Origin of the sequence: Kitasatospora mediocidica KCTC 9733 (assembly GCF_000744225.1) — a bacterium.
GTDB lineage: Bacteria > Actinomycetota > Actinomycetes > Streptomycetales > Streptomycetaceae > Kitasatospora > Kitasatospora mediocidica.
Window position 1 is genome coordinate 1,151,002 of the sequence record NZ_JQLN01000004.1, and the last position, 13,681, is coordinate 1,164,682.

27 protein-coding genes and 1 pseudogene are annotated in these 13,681 nt (G+C 69.6%); 14 read left to right on the forward strand and 14 right to left on the reverse strand.

Annotated features, from left to right (window positions below; translation table 11 throughout):
- Positions 1-24 precede the first annotated feature (24 nt).
- Both BS80_RS12430 and BS80_RS40700 read left to right on the forward strand, forming a co-directional pair.
- Positions 25-375, forward strand: a complete 351-nt coding sequence (locus BS80_RS12430) for a hypothetical protein (protein ID WP_035796438.1) — start codon at positions 25-27, stop codon at positions 373-375.
- 51 nt (positions 376-426) lie between these two features.
- Positions 427-603 carry a recombinase family protein gene (locus BS80_RS40700; RefSeq protein WP_157536188.1) on the forward strand — a complete coding sequence of 59 codons (177 nt, stop codon included), beginning with the start codon at positions 427-429 and terminating at the stop codon, positions 601-603.
- Positions 604-796: 193 nt separating this feature from the next.
- On the opposite strand, the gene BS80_RS12435 is transcribed toward BS80_RS40700, so the two are convergent.
- The 11 genes from BS80_RS12435 to BS80_RS12485 all read right to left on the reverse strand — a co-directional run bounded on the left by BS80_RS12435 (position 797) and on the right by BS80_RS12485 (position 7,289).
- On the reverse strand, positions 797-1,354 hold the full coding sequence (locus BS80_RS12435; protein WP_083974562.1) for a recombinase family protein: 558 nt from the start codon (positions 1,352-1,354) through the stop codon (positions 797-799).
- Positions 1,355-1,499: 145 nt separating this feature from the next.
- Positions 1,500-1,880 carry a hypothetical protein gene (locus BS80_RS12440; RefSeq protein ID WP_035796440.1) on the reverse strand — a complete coding sequence of 127 codons (381 nt, stop codon included), beginning with the start codon at positions 1,878-1,880 and terminating at the stop codon, positions 1,500-1,502.
- A gap of 147 nt (positions 1,881-2,027) precedes the next feature.
- Positions 2,028-2,432, reverse strand: coding sequence for a hypothetical protein (locus tag BS80_RS42700; protein WP_035796442.1), 405 nt, complete (start codon positions 2,430-2,432; stop codon positions 2,028-2,030).
- A gap of 72 nt (positions 2,433-2,504) precedes the next feature.
- The gene (locus tag BS80_RS12450) at positions 2,505-3,272 is read right to left on the reverse strand and encodes a DNA-methyltransferase (RefSeq protein WP_051966506.1); all 768 of its coding nucleotides are present in this window, start codon (positions 3,270-3,272) and stop codon (positions 2,505-2,507) included.
- Positions 3,273-3,367: 95 nt separating this feature from the next.
- Positions 3,368-4,762, reverse strand: coding sequence for a replicative DNA helicase (gene dnaB, locus BS80_RS12455; protein WP_051966507.1), 1,395 nt, complete (start codon positions 4,760-4,762; stop codon positions 3,368-3,370).
- Between the two features lie 16 nt (positions 4,763-4,778).
- Positions 4,779-5,732: a helix-turn-helix domain-containing protein gene (locus BS80_RS12460; protein ID WP_035796443.1), complete on the reverse strand. Its 954-nt coding sequence runs from the start codon at positions 5,730-5,732 to the stop codon at positions 4,779-4,781.
- Positions 5,733-5,816: 84 nt separating this feature from the next.
- Entirely contained in the window at positions 5,817-6,371 is a 555-nt protein-coding gene (locus tag BS80_RS12465; RefSeq protein ID WP_035796445.1) for a hypothetical protein, read from the reverse strand.
- Positions 6,368-6,553 (reverse strand): hypothetical protein, encoded by a 186-nt coding sequence (locus BS80_RS12470; protein ID WP_035796446.1) that lies wholly within the window; start codon positions 6,551-6,553, stop codon positions 6,368-6,370. Before BS80_RS12470 ends, BS80_RS12465 begins: the two co-directional genes overlap by 4 nt.
- On the reverse strand, positions 6,550-6,744 hold the full coding sequence (locus BS80_RS12475; RefSeq protein WP_035796447.1) for a hypothetical protein: 195 nt from the start codon (positions 6,742-6,744) through the stop codon (positions 6,550-6,552). The genes BS80_RS12470 and BS80_RS12475 overlap by 4 nt, the downstream gene beginning before the upstream one ends.
- A complete protein-coding gene (locus tag BS80_RS12480) occupies positions 6,741-6,974 on the reverse strand; it encodes a hypothetical protein (RefSeq protein WP_035796448.1) in 234 nt (77 codons plus the stop codon). The genes BS80_RS12475 and BS80_RS12480 overlap by 4 nt, the downstream gene beginning before the upstream one ends.
- A 99-nt stretch (positions 6,975-7,073) precedes the next feature.
- Complete coding sequence (locus tag BS80_RS12485; protein WP_035796450.1) at positions 7,074-7,289, reverse strand: helix-turn-helix transcriptional regulator; 216 nt, start codon at positions 7,287-7,289, stop codon at positions 7,074-7,076.
- Positions 7,290-7,393: 104 nt separating this feature from the next.
- On the opposite strand from BS80_RS12485, the gene BS80_RS38565 reads away from it, so the two are divergent.
- The 5 genes from BS80_RS38565 (at position 7,394) to BS80_RS12505 (ending at position 9,420) form a co-directional block, all read left to right on the forward strand.
- Positions 7,394-7,873, forward strand: a complete 480-nt coding sequence (locus BS80_RS38565; protein ID WP_157536192.1) for a helix-turn-helix domain-containing protein — start codon at positions 7,394-7,396, stop codon at positions 7,871-7,873.
- An 86-nt stretch (positions 7,874-7,959) separates the two neighbouring features.
- On the forward strand, positions 7,960-8,421 hold the full coding sequence (locus BS80_RS12495) for a DUF4429 domain-containing protein (protein ID WP_035796451.1): 462 nt from the start codon (positions 7,960-7,962) through the stop codon (positions 8,419-8,421).
- Between the two features lie 123 nt (positions 8,422-8,544).
- Positions 8,545-8,895: a hypothetical protein gene (locus BS80_RS12500; RefSeq protein ID WP_157536194.1), complete on the forward strand. Its 351-nt coding sequence runs from the start codon at positions 8,545-8,547 to the stop codon at positions 8,893-8,895.
- Between the two features lie 63 nt (positions 8,896-8,958).
- The gene (locus BS80_RS40705; protein ID WP_157536195.1) at positions 8,959-9,114 is read left to right on the forward strand and encodes a hypothetical protein; all 156 of its coding nucleotides are present in this window, start codon (positions 8,959-8,961) and stop codon (positions 9,112-9,114) included.
- Positions 9,115-9,420: a hypothetical protein gene (locus BS80_RS12505; RefSeq protein ID WP_035796453.1), complete on the forward strand. Its 306-nt coding sequence runs from the start codon at positions 9,115-9,117 to the stop codon at positions 9,418-9,420.
- 57 nt (positions 9,421-9,477) lie between these two features.
- Here the strand turns inward: BS80_RS12505 and BS80_RS12510 are convergent, their stop codons facing one another.
- The gene (locus BS80_RS12510) at positions 9,478-10,509 is read right to left on the reverse strand and encodes a hypothetical protein (protein WP_035797394.1); all 1,032 of its coding nucleotides are present in this window, start codon (positions 10,507-10,509) and stop codon (positions 9,478-9,480) included.
- 90 nt (positions 10,510-10,599) lie between these two features.
- Positions 10,600-10,779 (reverse strand): annotated as a pseudogene (locus BS80_RS42705) (helix-turn-helix domain-containing protein); the annotation flags it as partial.
- 197 nt (positions 10,780-10,976) lie between these two features.
- On the opposite strand from BS80_RS42705, the gene BS80_RS12515 reads away from it, so the two are divergent.
- Complete coding sequence (locus BS80_RS12515; RefSeq protein ID WP_035796455.1) at positions 10,977-11,429, forward strand: glycine-rich domain-containing protein; 453 nt, start codon at positions 10,977-10,979, stop codon at positions 11,427-11,429.
- A gap of 34 nt (positions 11,430-11,463) precedes the next feature.
- Entirely contained in the window at positions 11,464-11,628 is a 165-nt protein-coding gene (locus BS80_RS40710) for a hypothetical protein (RefSeq protein WP_157536197.1), read from the forward strand.
- 57 nt (positions 11,629-11,685) lie between these two features.
- Here BS80_RS40710 and BS80_RS12520 read toward each other — a convergent pair whose 3' ends face one another.
- A complete protein-coding gene (locus BS80_RS12520; RefSeq protein ID WP_232246443.1) occupies positions 11,686-11,949 on the reverse strand; it encodes a hypothetical protein in 264 nt (87 codons plus the stop codon).
- Positions 11,950-12,185: 236 nt separating this feature from the next.
- Here BS80_RS12520 and BS80_RS12525 point away from each other — a divergent pair, with 236 nt between their 5' ends.
- The 5 genes from BS80_RS12525 to BS80_RS12545 all read left to right on the forward strand — a co-directional run bounded on the left by BS80_RS12525 (position 12,186) and on the right by BS80_RS12545 (position 13,656).
- A complete protein-coding gene (locus BS80_RS12525) occupies positions 12,186-12,425 on the forward strand; it encodes a hypothetical protein (RefSeq protein WP_035796457.1) in 240 nt (79 codons plus the stop codon).
- On the forward strand, positions 12,422-12,625 hold the full coding sequence (locus tag BS80_RS12530) for a hypothetical protein (protein ID WP_035796460.1): 204 nt from the start codon (positions 12,422-12,424) through the stop codon (positions 12,623-12,625). Before BS80_RS12525 ends, BS80_RS12530 begins: the two co-directional genes overlap by 4 nt.
- A gap of 103 nt (positions 12,626-12,728) precedes the next feature.
- The gene (locus tag BS80_RS12535) at positions 12,729-13,016 is read left to right on the forward strand and encodes a hypothetical protein (protein WP_035796461.1); all 288 of its coding nucleotides are present in this window, start codon (positions 12,729-12,731) and stop codon (positions 13,014-13,016) included.
- Positions 13,013-13,195: a hypothetical protein gene (locus BS80_RS12540; protein ID WP_035796463.1), complete on the forward strand. Its 183-nt coding sequence runs from the start codon at positions 13,013-13,015 to the stop codon at positions 13,193-13,195. Before BS80_RS12535 ends, BS80_RS12540 begins: the two co-directional genes overlap by 4 nt.
- A gap of 209 nt (positions 13,196-13,404) precedes the next feature.
- A complete protein-coding gene (locus tag BS80_RS12545; protein WP_035796465.1) occupies positions 13,405-13,656 on the forward strand; it encodes a hypothetical protein in 252 nt (83 codons plus the stop codon).
- Positions 13,657-13,681: the final 25 nt, after the last annotated feature.

The window sequence follows — 13,681 nt, forward strand, 5'->3', positions numbered from 1 at the left end:
CCCGCCACGACCCCGGAGACCCACATGCCCGACTTCGATCAACGTGCCCTCGCCGAAGCCCTACTCGCCGACGCCGCCAAACTCCCCGGCACCCCCAGCCGCACCGAGGTTCTCCTCGAAGCCCTCACCCGCGCCGTCCTTGCGACAACACCCAAGCCGCCAACCCACCGCGAACGACTCCTCGCGATCATCCGCGAGGCGGGCGGCCGCTGGGACGCCAAGCGGGCCAAGGCCGCCTACTCGACAGCGGACTGGATTCCCAGCGTCACCAGGGCTCGTCAGGACCTGCAACGACTGGCCGTGGAGGGGCACCTCGTACAGATCGACGGTTCCAAGCCGCCCATGTACGAACTCGCCCGGCCCGACAGCCCCTGACTCCCAAGCCTCGCGCTACCCTGACCGCCCGATCCGTCCCAGGAGACCGGAATGACCGACCACAGCATCATCACGCCCGGGGACGCCGCCCTCATCCGGCGCATCAACCGCCTCTACCTGAGCGGCCTGACCGCAGAGGAAATCGCAGAAGAGCTGAACGAGGACGGCATCTCCAACGACCTCTTCTACAGGCTCAACCCCATGACGCCAAGGCCGGTCAGCTCCTGACCCTTCCCGCCGGCCCCGCCCGGGCGTACGGTGGCGTCTCCACCTGGGGACTCCCGGACAGTCCGTCCGCAGCACCACCGTTCACAGCACGCCCCCGCCAGCCACGCGGGGAATTTCTGCTGCCCGGTCCCGGACATGAGTGAGGCCCCAACGGCAAACGCCGCGGGGCCCCGATATCGCAGATGCGGGTACGTCAGTCCCTGCTGGTGATCTCGCGTGGGTCGCGGCCGAGGTCAGCGCCGTCGACCCAGGTCACCTCGTAGCCGAGCCGGTCGGCGTAGTCCCGCGCGGCGGCGGCCTGCTGCTCCGGGCCGTCCTGGTCGATCGGTTCGGGGTTGCGGCGGCGGTACGAGACGCGCCGCGGGCTCTCGGCCGCACTGCCGGCAAGGGCGGCAGCCCACTCGGCCGTTACCTGCTCCCACGAGTCCGACTGGGGCCACCCCTCGACAAAGCCGAGTTGGCCGCCCGCCGCGCGCACCTTGCTCTTCCACGCCTGGTACTCGACGAGATGCCGGGAGACCCTGGCGGGTGCGACGGCGACGATCAGCCTGCCGTGGCAGCGTGCCACGACCCGCTCGAACGCGGAGCCGGCACGGCTGACGCCGATCTCCTCGACCCACTCGGTGATCTCGTGACCGGTCGCGGCCGCCCATTCTTCGATCCGGCGCTTCTGCAGCTCCCCGGCCCGGGTGTTCGGGTCGGGGGAGCCGACGCGGATGTAGCCGATCACGGGAGGCGGTGGGGTCGTCATGGATTCACGGTAGCGGCCGGCGCCGTCAACGGAGCCCGAATCCCGGGGCGGCCCCGTAGCGGCCCGTTCCCGGCCTGGGAGTCCCGGAGTGCCAGCCGGGCCCGTGCGGGCGCCTACGGGGCGATGCGCGACGCCGCACGGGGCATCAGGACCGGAGCAGCCCATGCGCATGCAGAGCCGCGCCGCCGAACTCCCTCGCGACGCCGTCGCAGAAGCAGCACCGCATATCGCACGCCAAGCCCCGCATCACCAGACCGCTGGGCAACGCCCGCAGGCAGTCACGGCACGCGTACGCACCCGCCGAAACCCCCCAGTACATGCCGTCCCCCGGCGCGCCCTCCCTCGGCCCGCACGGGCAGTACCGCGGCGTCCCGTCCTGGTCGTTCCAGTGGACGCGCCACGCCGACGGGGCATCGTACGGGCAGGCGCACACCTCGATCAGATGGTCGCCGCTCCAGCGGTCATACCAGGGCACGACCTTCGGGTTGGGGCAGTTCCGCAGGACGACGATCGGCAGGTCGGGCATCTCGTTCTCCTCAGTCGCTTCGGTCACTGCCCGGCCGGCTGACCGACACGGCCCGGTCGAGCACGTCGAGGTGCGCCGGCAGCCGCTCGTCGAAAGGCAGGGAGGGGAGATGGGGCCGGCCGGGCGGGTCACAGCCGGTCCCTGCGATCAGACCTGGGCGGCCCGGCGTGCCTGCATCCGGCCGAGACGCTGCTTGTCACTCGGCTGCGCCCACTGGTGCTCGCCGATCCCCGGCGTGAACTGGCGGCCGTGATGGTCCGGGCTGCCACCGCACCAGCGGCAGCCGTCCGGCGTGGCAGCCTTGTCGTCGACCGGCGTGACTTCCACCCAGCCGGCGAAGTCCGGTGTGGTGTACGAGCCGAGGGCCTCCCATTCGCCGTTCGGGCCGATTCCTTGCTGCCAGCCGAACGCGACGCCGAGGGTCTCGGAGTAGTGCTCGTACGGTTCGGGCGCGGTACCGGCGTAGGCGACGGTGAACAGGCCCTCCTTGGACGGGGAGCCATCTTCGAGGTAGTGACGGTAGGTGCGGTCAGCGATGAAGAACTCGGGCATGTCACGCTCCTTCGTGCGGTGGTGGGTTGATTGTGCGCCGCGTGCCCGACCAGGCACACGCAGCACGGCGGGTCAGGCGGACTCATCGAACATGATGACCTGATTAGAAAGCCGACGGGCCGCAGCCTCGGCATACCGCTCATCGGCCTCGATGCCGACCGCACGCCGGCCACACTGCCGGGCCGCGTCCAACGTGCTGCCGGACCCGGCAAACAGGTCCAGCACCAGACCGCCAGGCGGGCACCCGTACCGGATCAGCGGATCCAGCAGGCCAGCAACAGGCTTCTCTGTCGGGTGAATCGCCCCGTGATGCATCGACCGCGCCTGAAGCACCGACGTCAGCAGCCGGGTGCCGTCGTCGGCCCACGTCGTCCGCTCGCTGTACGTGCCGAGGTGCTCGGCGCGACTGTCCCGGCTAGCTGCGACACGGCTTCGGCGGTCCACGCCCGTGGCCGTGCGCGGCGTCTCGTGGTGCACGTCGCCCCACTTGCCGCGATACCAGTGCAGGGCGTGCTCGTGGATGCGGCGGAACCGGTCTGCGGCCCGGCTTGAGCCGTTGTGTTTCTCCCAGACGATGTCCTGACTCATGCGCCAGCCGGCTGCGGTGAACTCCGGCCCGTGGGTGAGGAACATCCGCATGGAGCCGAAGCACCACATGCTGCTGGCCGTGGTGGCGGCGAGGGTGGGCCAGCCGTCGGGCCACCGGTCCCAAGCGAGTGCAGTGTCGCCGTAGGGCGGGTCGACGACCAGCAGGTCGGCCTGCAGGCCGAGTCCGGGCAGGACCTCGCGGCAGTCACCGAGGTAGAGCCGCACGGTCTCGTCCTGGTAGTACGGCTCCACTGTGGGCCTGCTTTCTCCGGGTTTATTAGCTATTGTCCTGCAGTTTCAGGCGTGACGCTAGGGCTGTGGCAGTGGCAAAACACCTGGCAGAAGGCCTAGTTGGGCTCGTCGCGGGTCATGTCGACGAAGCGGGAGAGATGCCCCTGAAAGGCGACGGTGATCGTCGGCGTCGGCCCGTTGCGGTTCTTCCCGACGATCAGATCGGCTTCGCCGGCCCGCGGCGACTCCTTCTCGTAGGCGTCCTCGCGGTGGATCAGGATGACCATGTCAGCGTCCTGCTCGATCGAACCGGACTCGCGCAGGTCACTCACCACCGGCCTCTTATCTGTGCGCTGCTCCGGCCCGCGGTTCAGCTGCGACAGAGCGATCACTGGGCAGTCCAGCTCCTTCGCCAGAGTCTTCGAGCCGCGGGAGATGTCCGACACCTCCAGCTGCCGGTTCTCCGCCTTCGAGCCGCCGGAGTTCATCAGCTGCAGGTAGTCGATCACGATGCCGCCGAGCTTGTGCTTCTGTGAGAGCCGACGGGCCTTCGTACGGATGTCCATGCCGGTCAGGTGCGAGGACGAGTCGATGTACATCGGCGCCTCGGTGATCTTCGGCATGACGCGGGCCACCTTGGTCCAGTCGTCGTCGGTCATGTTGCCGGACCGGATGTGATGCAGCGGCACTCGGGCCTCGGCAGAGATGATCCGGTCGAGGATTTCGCCGCGCTGCATCTCCAGCGAGAAGATCACCATCGGCAGCTTCTGGCGGATCGTTACCTCCCGAACGATGTCGATCGCCAGCGTCGACTTGCCCATCGCGGGCCGGGCTGCGATCACGATCATCTGACCGCGGCGCAAACCACCCGTAAGCTCATCCAGGTCCGCGAAGCCGGTCGGGATGCCTACCAGTTTGTTCTCACGATCGGCGCGGGCCTGCATCTCATCGAGGTGCCCTTCCATCGCGTCAGCGACAAGGACGATCTCCTCGTCCGCCTGCTGATCGGCGACCTCGAACAGCTCCTTCTGTGCGGCATCGACGAGCTCCGCGACGTCACCCTCCCCCTTGCGGCCCATGTCGACGATCCGCATCCCCGACTCGACAAGGCGCCGCAGGACGGCCTTGGCGTGGACGATCTCGGCGAAGTACTCGGCGACCGCGCCGACCGGCATCGCGTCGGCGCAGTGATGCACGAACGCGGGGCCACCGGCGCCGGCAAGATCCCCGGAGCGGCCGAGTTCGTCGCACACCGAGATCGGATCGGTCGGCTTGCCTGCGGCGAACAGCCGCACGATCGCGGAGAAGATCTTTTGATGGACGGGCTTGTACAAGTCCCGCAACTTGATGATCGCGCAGACGTCGCCGATGATGTCGCGGTCGTGCATCATCGCGGCAAGGACGGCGAGTTCAGCGTACGGGTCATGGGCCGAGTTGTCCGGGATGGTCTGCCCGTCGGGGTTCTGCTCGTGCGGGTCCTCGGGCGGGGGTCCCACCAGGTACATGGTCATGCGGGTCTCCGGTTCGTCAGGCCGCGGTGGGCGCGGCGTGGTCGGGGTGGCATGCGCTGCAGGGGCGGCCCGCGGGCAGGCCACTGTGCGTGCGGAACCGCTTGTTCAGCTGGGCGGCCGGGTTAGCGGCCAGGCAGGCCGGACAGGCGGGCGGCAGAGCGCCGGGCTTGGCCGCAGCCGGTCGCAGGTTGGGGATCCGCTTCGTCTCGATCACCGACGCGAAGTTGTTGACCCCGAAGTCGTTGAACGCGATCTGGCCGGCGAGGTGGTCGTCGTAGTCGAGGCCGAGCCGGGTGACTGCGGCTGCGAGCGTCGGGGCGACCTTCGCCGCGTCAGCAGGACCGAGCGTCCACGGTGCGGGGAGGCGCATCAGGAACAGGCGGGCTTGTTGCTGTTCGGGGGTTGCGCACCTTCCCTCCTCCTCCGCCTTGACCGGGGCTGGCGCGCGGCGCGGCTTCGGCATGCGGGAGGAGGAGGTGTTCTCCAACTCAACTGTGTTCTTTACTCCTAGGTCATTTTTGACCTGGGGGTAGGGCTCATTTTTGACCTCCACCCCCAGGTCATTTCTGACCTGCACCGGCGGGTGCGGGTCACTTTTGACCTCCACCGCGCGGTCGAAGTCGAACGGCTTCATCGGCGCCAGCGCGTACTCGTTGCTGCTGCGCCCCTTCACCCCGTACGTGGCACCCCACGTCAGCGCACCAGCCGCCTTCAACGCTGTGAGCTGGCGTTTCACCGCGCTCTCCGACTGCCCGGTCTCCTCGGCGAGCTTGGCGTACGACGGGAAGACCCGCCGGCGCCAGGCGTAGTTCCGGTGGATGTGCGCCCAGAGCATCGCTGCGGGGGCGTTGACCGGGCTGGCCGGGTCGAAGACGGCCTCGAGCAGGTACACGGGCAGCGGGGTGAACCAGTAGCCGCCTCCGGCCGGGAGGGCGCCCTCGGGCGGTTCCGCGGCGGGGATGATGCTCAACGGGTACTCCAGCTGAACTTGCCGCTGTGCTGCGGCAGATGGGTGCAGGGGGTGCCGCCCGACGTGGGTCGGGCGGCGGGGGGCCTATCGGCCGCAGGGGATGGCAGCGTGCTCGACGGCCTGCTCGTAGCTGAGCCGGCCATGCCGGTTGAGCGCCCCGGCGAGGCGCAGCACACTGGGCCAGAGTCCGTCCAGGAGCGTGTCAACCTCGTCGTGCAGAGCCGTCAGATCGTCGGCCGGCGCGTATTCGGCGATGCCCTGACGGTCGGTGTACGCCAGGATCTCGGTCGCCCATGCCCGGATCGGCGTCCACAGGCCCTGTTCGCGCAGCCACCGGTCCTGCGCGCGCTCCCCGGCGGCGAAGAAGTGGATGTACGTTTCGAGGGTGCCGGTGAATGTGCACTTGACGTACCCGGCTTGGGGTGCGGCCGTGTTCGGGTGCTGGCCGAGCGACATGTGGTCGAACGGGATTCCGGCGGCGAGGAGGACGGCGGCGTGTCCGGCTTCGTGAATGGTGGTCATCTGGCGGTGGTGGGAGTCGGGAAGCCCGTAGAGCCCGCGGACGTCGAACCGTCCGTCGATGTCGGGTGCGGGGTGGCGGGTGAAGATGCGGGTGGTGGGTTCGTAGTGCCAGCTCATCGCGGGCTCCCGGGGTGGTTTGGGACGGCGGGCGGTGTGCCGGTGACGACGTGCGTGGCGCTGGGCGGTTCGTAGCCGGTGGTGACGTTGGTGTAGCCGAAGTCGCGGGCCTGCTCGGCGAGGTGGACGACCTGGGCGGGTGCGGACGGGGTGGTGGCGGGGATCCGGGCGAGGATGCTCATGCGGCACCGACCTGTCCGCTGGCCTGGACGCGGGCGATGGCGTGCCGCAGCAGGTTCGCGCCGGCGTGGTCGTGGCGGCGGACGGCGTGGGCCAGGAGCGCGAGCAGCCGGTCGATGCCGGCGAGGACCCGGTCGTGGACGCGGCCGATCGCTGTGTTCTCCGTCGGGCGGTGCACGGTGGAGGCGCTCACAGCTGCTCACCGCCGTCGATGTCCTCGTAAGCGCCGACCGCGCGGGCGACGATCAGGGCGGCCAGGTCGCGGGTCAGCCGGGCCGGGTCGAAGCCGACCATCAGCGTGTCCGGGTCGAGCCAGACGGAGCGCAGCGGGTGACTGTCGGCCGGGAGGGACACGGCGACGATGCCGACGCGCGGCAGATCCGGAGCAGGGGCGATGGTGCTTTGGGCAGCCAGAGCTGTCATGATGTCCTCATTCCTTCTTGCACGCCTCGGTTACCAGGCCAGGTGGCGTGCACGACGGTTCAGGCGGCCCCGCTTCTGCGGGGCCGTTTTCGTTTTCGGTCAGGCTGCAGCCGTGTCGCCGTTGAGCCAGGCGTCGACTGCGCTTCGGCGGTACCGGACGTGGCCGGTGCGGCCCGGAGAGAGCTTGAGGAACGCCGGCCCAGTGCCCCGCCAGCGCTTGTCGGCCAGGGTTCGGGGCGAGAGCTTGGTCATGAGCCCGACTTCTGCAGGAGTCAGAAGCTCGTCGTTCGCCGAGACGACTGTTGCATCAGTCATCGCGTGCAACTCCTTAGATCGTGGATGCTGTCTATTACGCAGCATACACGCGCATGACTGGACGGTCCATCGCCAGACCAAAGCACGCATGAGATGCTGCGACTATGGCCGCAACTGACACCAATGCAGAAAGCCCAAGAGGGGCGCTGACCAGGAAGACCAACGACCTGGGGCCCACTGGGCGCTGTGTGGCGGCCAACATCGCCAGGCTTCGCAACGCCCGCGGCCTGTCGACCTACCGGCTATCCGACGCCCTGGCTGCTCTCGGGCGCCACGTCCCACCAAGCGCGATCACCCGCATCGAAGGCGGCACTCGCCGCGTGGACGTTGACGACCTGATGGCCTTCGCTGTAACCCTCGACGTCAGCCCGATTGCCCTTCTACTGCCTCCCACCATCGACGGGCAGACGCAGATCACCGGAGCGGGCGAAGTGCCTGACCCCAACGCTTGGGCCTGGGCCATGGCTGAACAGCCCCTGTCGCTCCCTGACGACGACGACGGCCAAGCCTGGAACGACTTCCAGACCTACTCTCGGCCGCCGGGGCTACGGCATTACCGCGGGTCGACCCCCAGCCGCCAGTAGCGTCACGGTTCGGCAACTCCCTGACGGCGCTTGGTCTCGCCTGGAACGCTGGCCCCCGGATCGCCACGTCAACCCCGGGACACGCCATGATCGAAGCCGAGAACCGAACCGCGACCGTCACCTTCGACGGCCACGCCGTCACCATCACCCGGCACCGAGACGGGTTCGTTCCCCGCGGCACCCGCACCATCCCCATCAGCCAGATCTCCGCGATCCGCTGGAAGCCCGCATCCAAGTGGCGAGGCCCCGGGCACCTCCGGTTCGTCCTCGCCGGCACCGTGGAGCGCCGGTACAGCCAGACCGCGATCCTCAAGACCGACGTCCTCAAAGACGAAAACGCGGTGCCGTTCAGCCACACGCAGCAACCAGCGTTCCAAGCCCTCAAGGCGGCGATCGAGCAGGCACTCGCACAGCCGCAGGCCGGCCTTGTGCATCCCGCTCGCGGATCGCTGGCCGACGAGCTCGGCAAGCTGCAGCAGCTCGTCCAGGCCGGCGCTCTGTCCCCGCAGGAGTTCGAGCAGGCGAAGGCTCGGCTCCTTCAGGGTTGACCGTGGCTGTCGGTCGGTTCTGGCATCATCGGCGCCATGACGAACCCTCCCTCCTGGTATCACGATGGCCAGCTCAGTCTTGATCGGCAGCGCATGGCGCAGGCCCACGCCGTTGTTACCCGCGTGGCGGACGAGATCCCCGTCGGCGACCCGGCGACCCCCCGGCTTCAGGCGGCCCGCGGGGAAGCCTGGGCGGCGGAGCGGCTGTTCGCCGAACGCTTCGTCGAGCTGGCCGGCACCGACGGCCGGGGCGCCGGGACCGACTGGCAGACCGGGGACCTGGTCCTCGCCGCGGACGGCCACCTGTGGGTGCGTGCCTACCCGGAGGATGTCGCGAAGGGCTGGGCGTGGGCGCACTCGACCGAGCAGGTCGGGGCCAGTTCGGGGGCCGTTGAGGAGGAGTACCCGGAGCGGCCGCTCACACTCCTCGTTCGCGAGGGCAAGCCCGTCGGCGGCGTCCGGGTCGTGGAGTAGCCGCCGTCCGCTCCCGGCGCCTGTCCGGCCTGCGCTACCGTGGCTGGTGACGAAGGGGGCACTATGAGTGAACAGGTCTGCCCGCGGTGCGCCGGCCAGCGCGTCACCGAGAAAGTCCGATACACCGTCGAGATCGACGCCGACGGCCAGCACGTCTCCAAGCAGGAGAACTACCTGTCGCCGTGCGACCACTGCGGCGGCCGAGGATGGGTGAGCTGAATGCGCATGATCTTCCACTGTGTCGAGTGCGGCGTGCACTACCTGCCACCCGAGGACATGCACTACGCCGACGGCCAACCCGCCAGCCCGCTATGGTGCGCCGCCTGTCACGCCACGATGCGCGAGCTCGGCATCACCGAACCCCCCGCAGCCGCAGCCGTCGCCCTCCACGCCGCCCGGGCCGCACTGAACAACTGGGCGCCCACAGTTGAGGAGCCGACCCGGCCCGACGTACGACCCTCCCGGCCGGCACGAACCCGGCGCGCCAGCAGCGCACCCGGCGGCTCACGGAGCAAGCTGCACTGACAGCCCACAACGAAGGCGCCCACCGCAGCTCGCGGTGGGCGCCTCTTGCGTTCGAGGTCAGGCCGGGACGGCCCCGGTGCGCTGCGCGAACTCCCGCAGCCCGGGCAGGGAGACCGGCCCGTACAGCAGGCCTGCGGCCAGTGCCCGCAAGGCTGGGCGCCGTGCCTCCTCCGGGGCGGCCTGCTCGACGGTTCGCAGCGCCGCGAACGTGCGACGCGGGTCGCCGAGCTGGTTCCACATCCTGGCGGTGTCCGTACCGGCCCGGGCCTGGCGCTCCGCCGACGGCCACGACACGCCGGCCAGGCGCTTGGCGTACGGAACGCCCTCGTCCGGGGTGCCGAGGGCGTTGTGGACGCCGATCCAGTACAGGTCGGCCTGCGCGGTCGTCGCGTCCACCGTGAACAGCGCGCGGCGACCTGCCGACGGCAGTGCCCGCACGGCTTCCTCGGCGCCGGCCATCAGGTCCAGGGCGTCACCGCGCTGCGCGTTGCACGCGGCCGTGTACGCGGCGGTCATGAGGAGTGTTGCGGCGACGGCCCGCTGCTCCGCGGCGGGGTCCGCTCCGAGCTGGGCGGCGGTGCGGCGCAGCAGGTCCACCGCAGCGCCCGTGCGGCCGGCGCGGCGCATCGTGATCGCCAGGACCCGGGCGGCCTCACCCAGAACAACAGGGTCGCCCGACGCCCGGGCCGCGGTCAGGGCCCGGTCGGCGGTCGCCCACGCCACGTCGGCATGCTGCTTCACCGCGAGCTCCGTCGCGAGGACATACCCGCGGGCGACAGCAGCGTGCGCCTCTTCCCGGGCCCGGCCGGACGAGGCGTCGCGGGTGGCCTCGGCTGCGCCCAGTAGGCCGGGCAGGTGCTGGCCGAGGGATCCGTACCGGGCGGCAGTGAAGTCGGCTCTGGCGGCGCCCAGGCCCTTGGCGAGGCGGGGCAGTGTGGTCGGGGTGGCAGGCGCGGGCTCGAACAGTGCCTGCTCCAGCCCGGCCGCAGGGTCGACGGCAGCGTTGCGGGGGGCCGCAACAGCAGGCGCACCGGCTGCCAGGGTGATGCCGATGCCTGCCGCGCCGGCGAGTAGTTCTCTGCGGAGCACCGCATCCTCCTGAGGGTGGTGGGCCGATCGATCCACCGTAGCGGCCCCGCGTGGCCCACGGTCGCCAGTGAGCCCTAACTGGCCGGGCGGGATGCCGAGCTGCGTGGCGATCAGTGCGACCGTCTCCCAGCCCGGCCGCAGCTCCCCCGACTCGATCCGTGAGATCGCCGACGGCGAGTAGCCGACCTGCGCACCTAGCTGACCTTGGGTTAACCGGGCAGCAGCGCGTGCTCCCCGAATCACTGAGCCGACGTCAATCCCGGTGTCCATGTGTCCTCCCCAGGCAGGCGGCCCGACGCTACTACCTGACGCAGTGTGCCGCCAGCATGCACACCGCGTGCGGGTCCCGCATGCCGCATGCGGCACTGGCTGGCACCCCTTCACCGCCTGCCCGGGCTGCGGTTACCTGAGAACAGCCCCGGCCGGGACACCCCAGACAACCAGCCCTCCCCAGAGGAGAACCAGGCATGACCACCTGCTCCAGCCTCAGCGCCACCGAGTTCGACTCGGTCGTCGCCACCGTCATCGACAACAACCCCGGCATGGCCAACGAGGTCGCCGCCCGGATCGTGTCCGAGGGCGTCAAGTTCGTCATCGCCGGCGCCCGGTACCCGCAGCTGGCCCTCGCGCCGTCCCGGGTCGTCGACGAGGGCTGGCACGCCCTCATCCTCCACACCCAGCTGTACGCCCGCCTGTGCGCCGAGCACGGCCAGTTCGTCCACCACAGCCCCGGCTACGACCCGACGAACTACGACCCGGCGATCCTCGGCCGGACGCAGGACAGCATCGGGCACGCCGGGTTCGCGGTCGACCGGGAGCTGTGGGCCGGGCCGTCCGACGACCGTGTTCCGGTCGCGGCGAAGTGCCAGCACGCGCCGACGTGCGCGATCCGGCCGATGCCGAAGCCCGAGTGGCCGTGACCGCTACGCTGCCCTCCGGAGACAGGAGGCAGCGGTGAAGTGGATCGATCCCAGGTACGCGGACCTCGTGGCGCAGTACGAGGCCAGTGGCGGAGAGGTCTTCGACGAGCAGCTGGTCGGGCTCGTTGTTGAGGCTCCGCGCGAGGGTCAGCCGGCTGTTGGGCTGCGCGGCTTCGTGATGGATGCGCCGTCCAGCTGAGGCTGCACATGGCTGCGCCCCGCCTGGTTGAGTGATCAGGCGGGGCGCAGCTGCAGCTCAGTCGACTTGCTCCTCACTCTTCTTGGGCCGCTTCGAGCCGCGGATGCCCTTGGAGATCTGCTGGGCTCGCGTGAAGTGGATCCCGAGGACATCGCCAATCTCCTGCCAGGTCTTTCCCTGGTCTCTCATGCGCTGGACACGGACCTGGCGGATCTCGCGTAGCCGGGCGTGGCTGTTGGGCCAGTCCTGCAGAACGTCAGTGATGGCCTTCGCGCAGGCGGCATCGTCAGTGATCTCCTCCAGCGCCTGAATGGCGTCCAAGAACCTCAACACCTCCTCGGGTTGATCTCCCACTTCGCCGCTCCCTTCCGTTGGGAAGCGTGACTCTTCACGAATGTTAGACCCCCGCTCTTGCGTTCTTCTAGACCCGGGGTCTAACTTGTTCAGTGTGAGGCCACGCACCTTGGTCTCAACAGCAAGATGCCCCGACCGGCGCTCGAACGCCATTGGCCGGGGCCAGCCCCACCCTCACGCCGCTAAGCCACGAGGACAAGACCATGAAGAAGAGTACCCAGAACACCCACGCCAGCGGCACCCCCGCGCCCGCCTCGACCAGCGGCGACGCCCTCGCCGCAGCCGCAGACCGTTTCGTCGCCTCGGCCGACGCGAGCTACGACGAGCGGACCGACCTGATCCAGAACCTCCGTGTCACGGCCGCGCAGCTCGCTAAGGCCGAGCAGCAGGTCCTCGACGCGCCCGGCCAGTACCGCGTCGCCGACGACGAGGCCGGCCGGTGAGCGCGGACCAGGCCCGGACGATGGGCCTCACCGCGCGTGAGATCGCCGAAGCCATCGCGACCGCGTCCACCGACGACCTCGGTCTCGGCGAGTCCGCACCGACCCGCCCGTACGGCGCACCCGACATCGGCACCGCGTGGCTCGACAACCGGCCGGCCGCGTGGAACGCGTTCGGCGAACCCCGAGAGGACCAGCAGTGAGCAGCCAGATCAACACCGGCTACGGCAACGGCACCACCACGCTGGCCAACGGCAACACCACCCCGATCAAGCCGACCCCCGCACCGAAGCCGAGGAGCAGCAAGTGAGCACCGACACCAAGCCCGTGGCCCAGTACCTGACCGTCGGCGGCGCCACCGTCGAACTTCGGAGCCACCGCTTCAGTACCAACTACACCGGGCGGGGTCGTCTTGGCGACAGCTGGCACGAGGTGGATGGCTTCACCTGGAAGTGCCTGGGCTGCGACACCCGCGGCGGCACCGGATTCCTGAGCCAGGAGCCGTACCTGCCTACCGAGCGGAAGCTGGCCAACAACGACGCGAACAGCCACGCCGAGACGTGCCGCGCCATGCCGCTCGGGGGTGCGAAGTGAGCACCCAGCATGAGCGGATCCAGGACACCGTCGTCCTGCTCGGCGCCACCGGCGTCACTGGCACGCCGGCCGAGATGAAGGCGTGGGCTGAGGAGGCCATGGCTGACCCGGAGACGTGGCGCCGCCTGAACGAGGACCTGCACCGCGGCTACGGCGCCACCCTCGACGCCGCCGCCTGAACCCTCCCCACGGCTGGGGTGTTGCGGATACACCCCAGCCAACCCATGTCATGCACACCACAAGGACCCTCGTGCCCGACCAACCCGACACCGACCAAACCCCCACCCCGCAACCCCCGCCCGACCTCAACCAACGCGCACGAGACACCGCCGAACGCGACTGGCGCGTCCACCCCCTCACCGAGAGCTGATCACCCGAAAGGCAACCAATGAGCCACGAATACGACCCGTTCGAGGGCCGCCTCCTCCCCATCCACGAGATCCAGATCCGCAGCAGCGACGGAACACCCCACCACTGCAACCGCCCCATGGCCGACGACTTCGAGATGTTCCTGTGCGAGCCCTGCGGCAAGGTCGCCCGCCTCCGCGACATCCGAGCCGCCAGGGAGGGCCGCGGCTTCAGCAACCAGGGCTGGCAGACCAGCCACCACAATCTGCGTCCGCCGTTCGCCGGCAACTGACCGGCACACCGAGAGCCCTCCCGAC

Bases quoted from the DNA above. Each gene is read 5' to 3' on its own strand.
- BS80_RS12430 (WP_035796438.1), top strand. From the start codon at position 25: ATGCCCGACTTCGATCAACGTGCCCTCGCCGAAGCCCTACTCGCCGAC.
- BS80_RS40700 (WP_157536188.1), top strand. From the start codon at position 427: ATGACCGACCACAGCATCATCACGCCCGGGGACGCCGCCCTCATCCGG.
- BS80_RS12435 (WP_083974562.1), bottom strand. From the start codon at position 1,354: ATGACGACCCCACCGCCTCCCGTGATCGGCTACATCCGCGTCGGCTCC.
- BS80_RS12440 (WP_035796440.1), bottom strand. From the start codon at position 1,880: ATGCCCGACCTGCCGATCGTCGTCCTGCGGAACTGCCCCAACCCGAAG.
- BS80_RS42700 (WP_035796442.1), bottom strand. From the start codon at position 2,432: ATGCCCGAGTTCTTCATCGCTGACCGCACCTACCGTCACTACCTCGAA.
- dnaB (WP_051966507.1), bottom strand. From the start codon at position 4,762: ATGACCATGTACCTGGTGGGACCCCCGCCCGAGGACCCGCACGAGCAG.
- BS80_RS12465 (WP_035796445.1), bottom strand. From the start codon at position 6,371: ATGAGCTGGCACTACGAACCCACCACCCGCATCTTCACCCGCCACCCC.
- BS80_RS12470 (WP_035796446.1), bottom strand. From the start codon at position 6,553: ATGAGCATCCTCGCCCGGATCCCCGCCACCACCCCGTCCGCACCCGCC.
- BS80_RS12480 (WP_035796448.1), bottom strand. From the start codon at position 6,974: ATGACAGCTCTGGCTGCCCAAAGCACCATCGCCCCTGCTCCGGATCTG.
- BS80_RS12485 (WP_035796450.1), bottom strand. From the start codon at position 7,289: ATGACTGATGCAACAGTCGTCTCGGCGAACGACGAGCTTCTGACTCCT.
- BS80_RS38565 (WP_157536192.1), top strand. From the start codon at position 7,394: ATGGCCGCAACTGACACCAATGCAGAAAGCCCAAGAGGGGCGCTGACC.
- BS80_RS12495 (WP_035796451.1), top strand. From the start codon at position 7,960: ATGATCGAAGCCGAGAACCGAACCGCGACCGTCACCTTCGACGGCCAC.
- BS80_RS40705 (WP_157536195.1), top strand. From the start codon at position 8,959: ATGAGTGAACAGGTCTGCCCGCGGTGCGCCGGCCAGCGCGTCACCGAG.
- BS80_RS12505 (WP_035796453.1), top strand. From the start codon at position 9,115: ATGCGCATGATCTTCCACTGTGTCGAGTGCGGCGTGCACTACCTGCCA.
- BS80_RS12515 (WP_035796455.1), top strand. From the start codon at position 10,977: ATGACCACCTGCTCCAGCCTCAGCGCCACCGAGTTCGACTCGGTCGTC.
- BS80_RS12525 (WP_035796457.1), top strand. From the start codon at position 12,186: ATGAAGAAGAGTACCCAGAACACCCACGCCAGCGGCACCCCCGCGCCC.
- BS80_RS12545 (WP_035796465.1), top strand. From the start codon at position 13,405: ATGAGCCACGAATACGACCCGTTCGAGGGCCGCCTCCTCCCCATCCAC.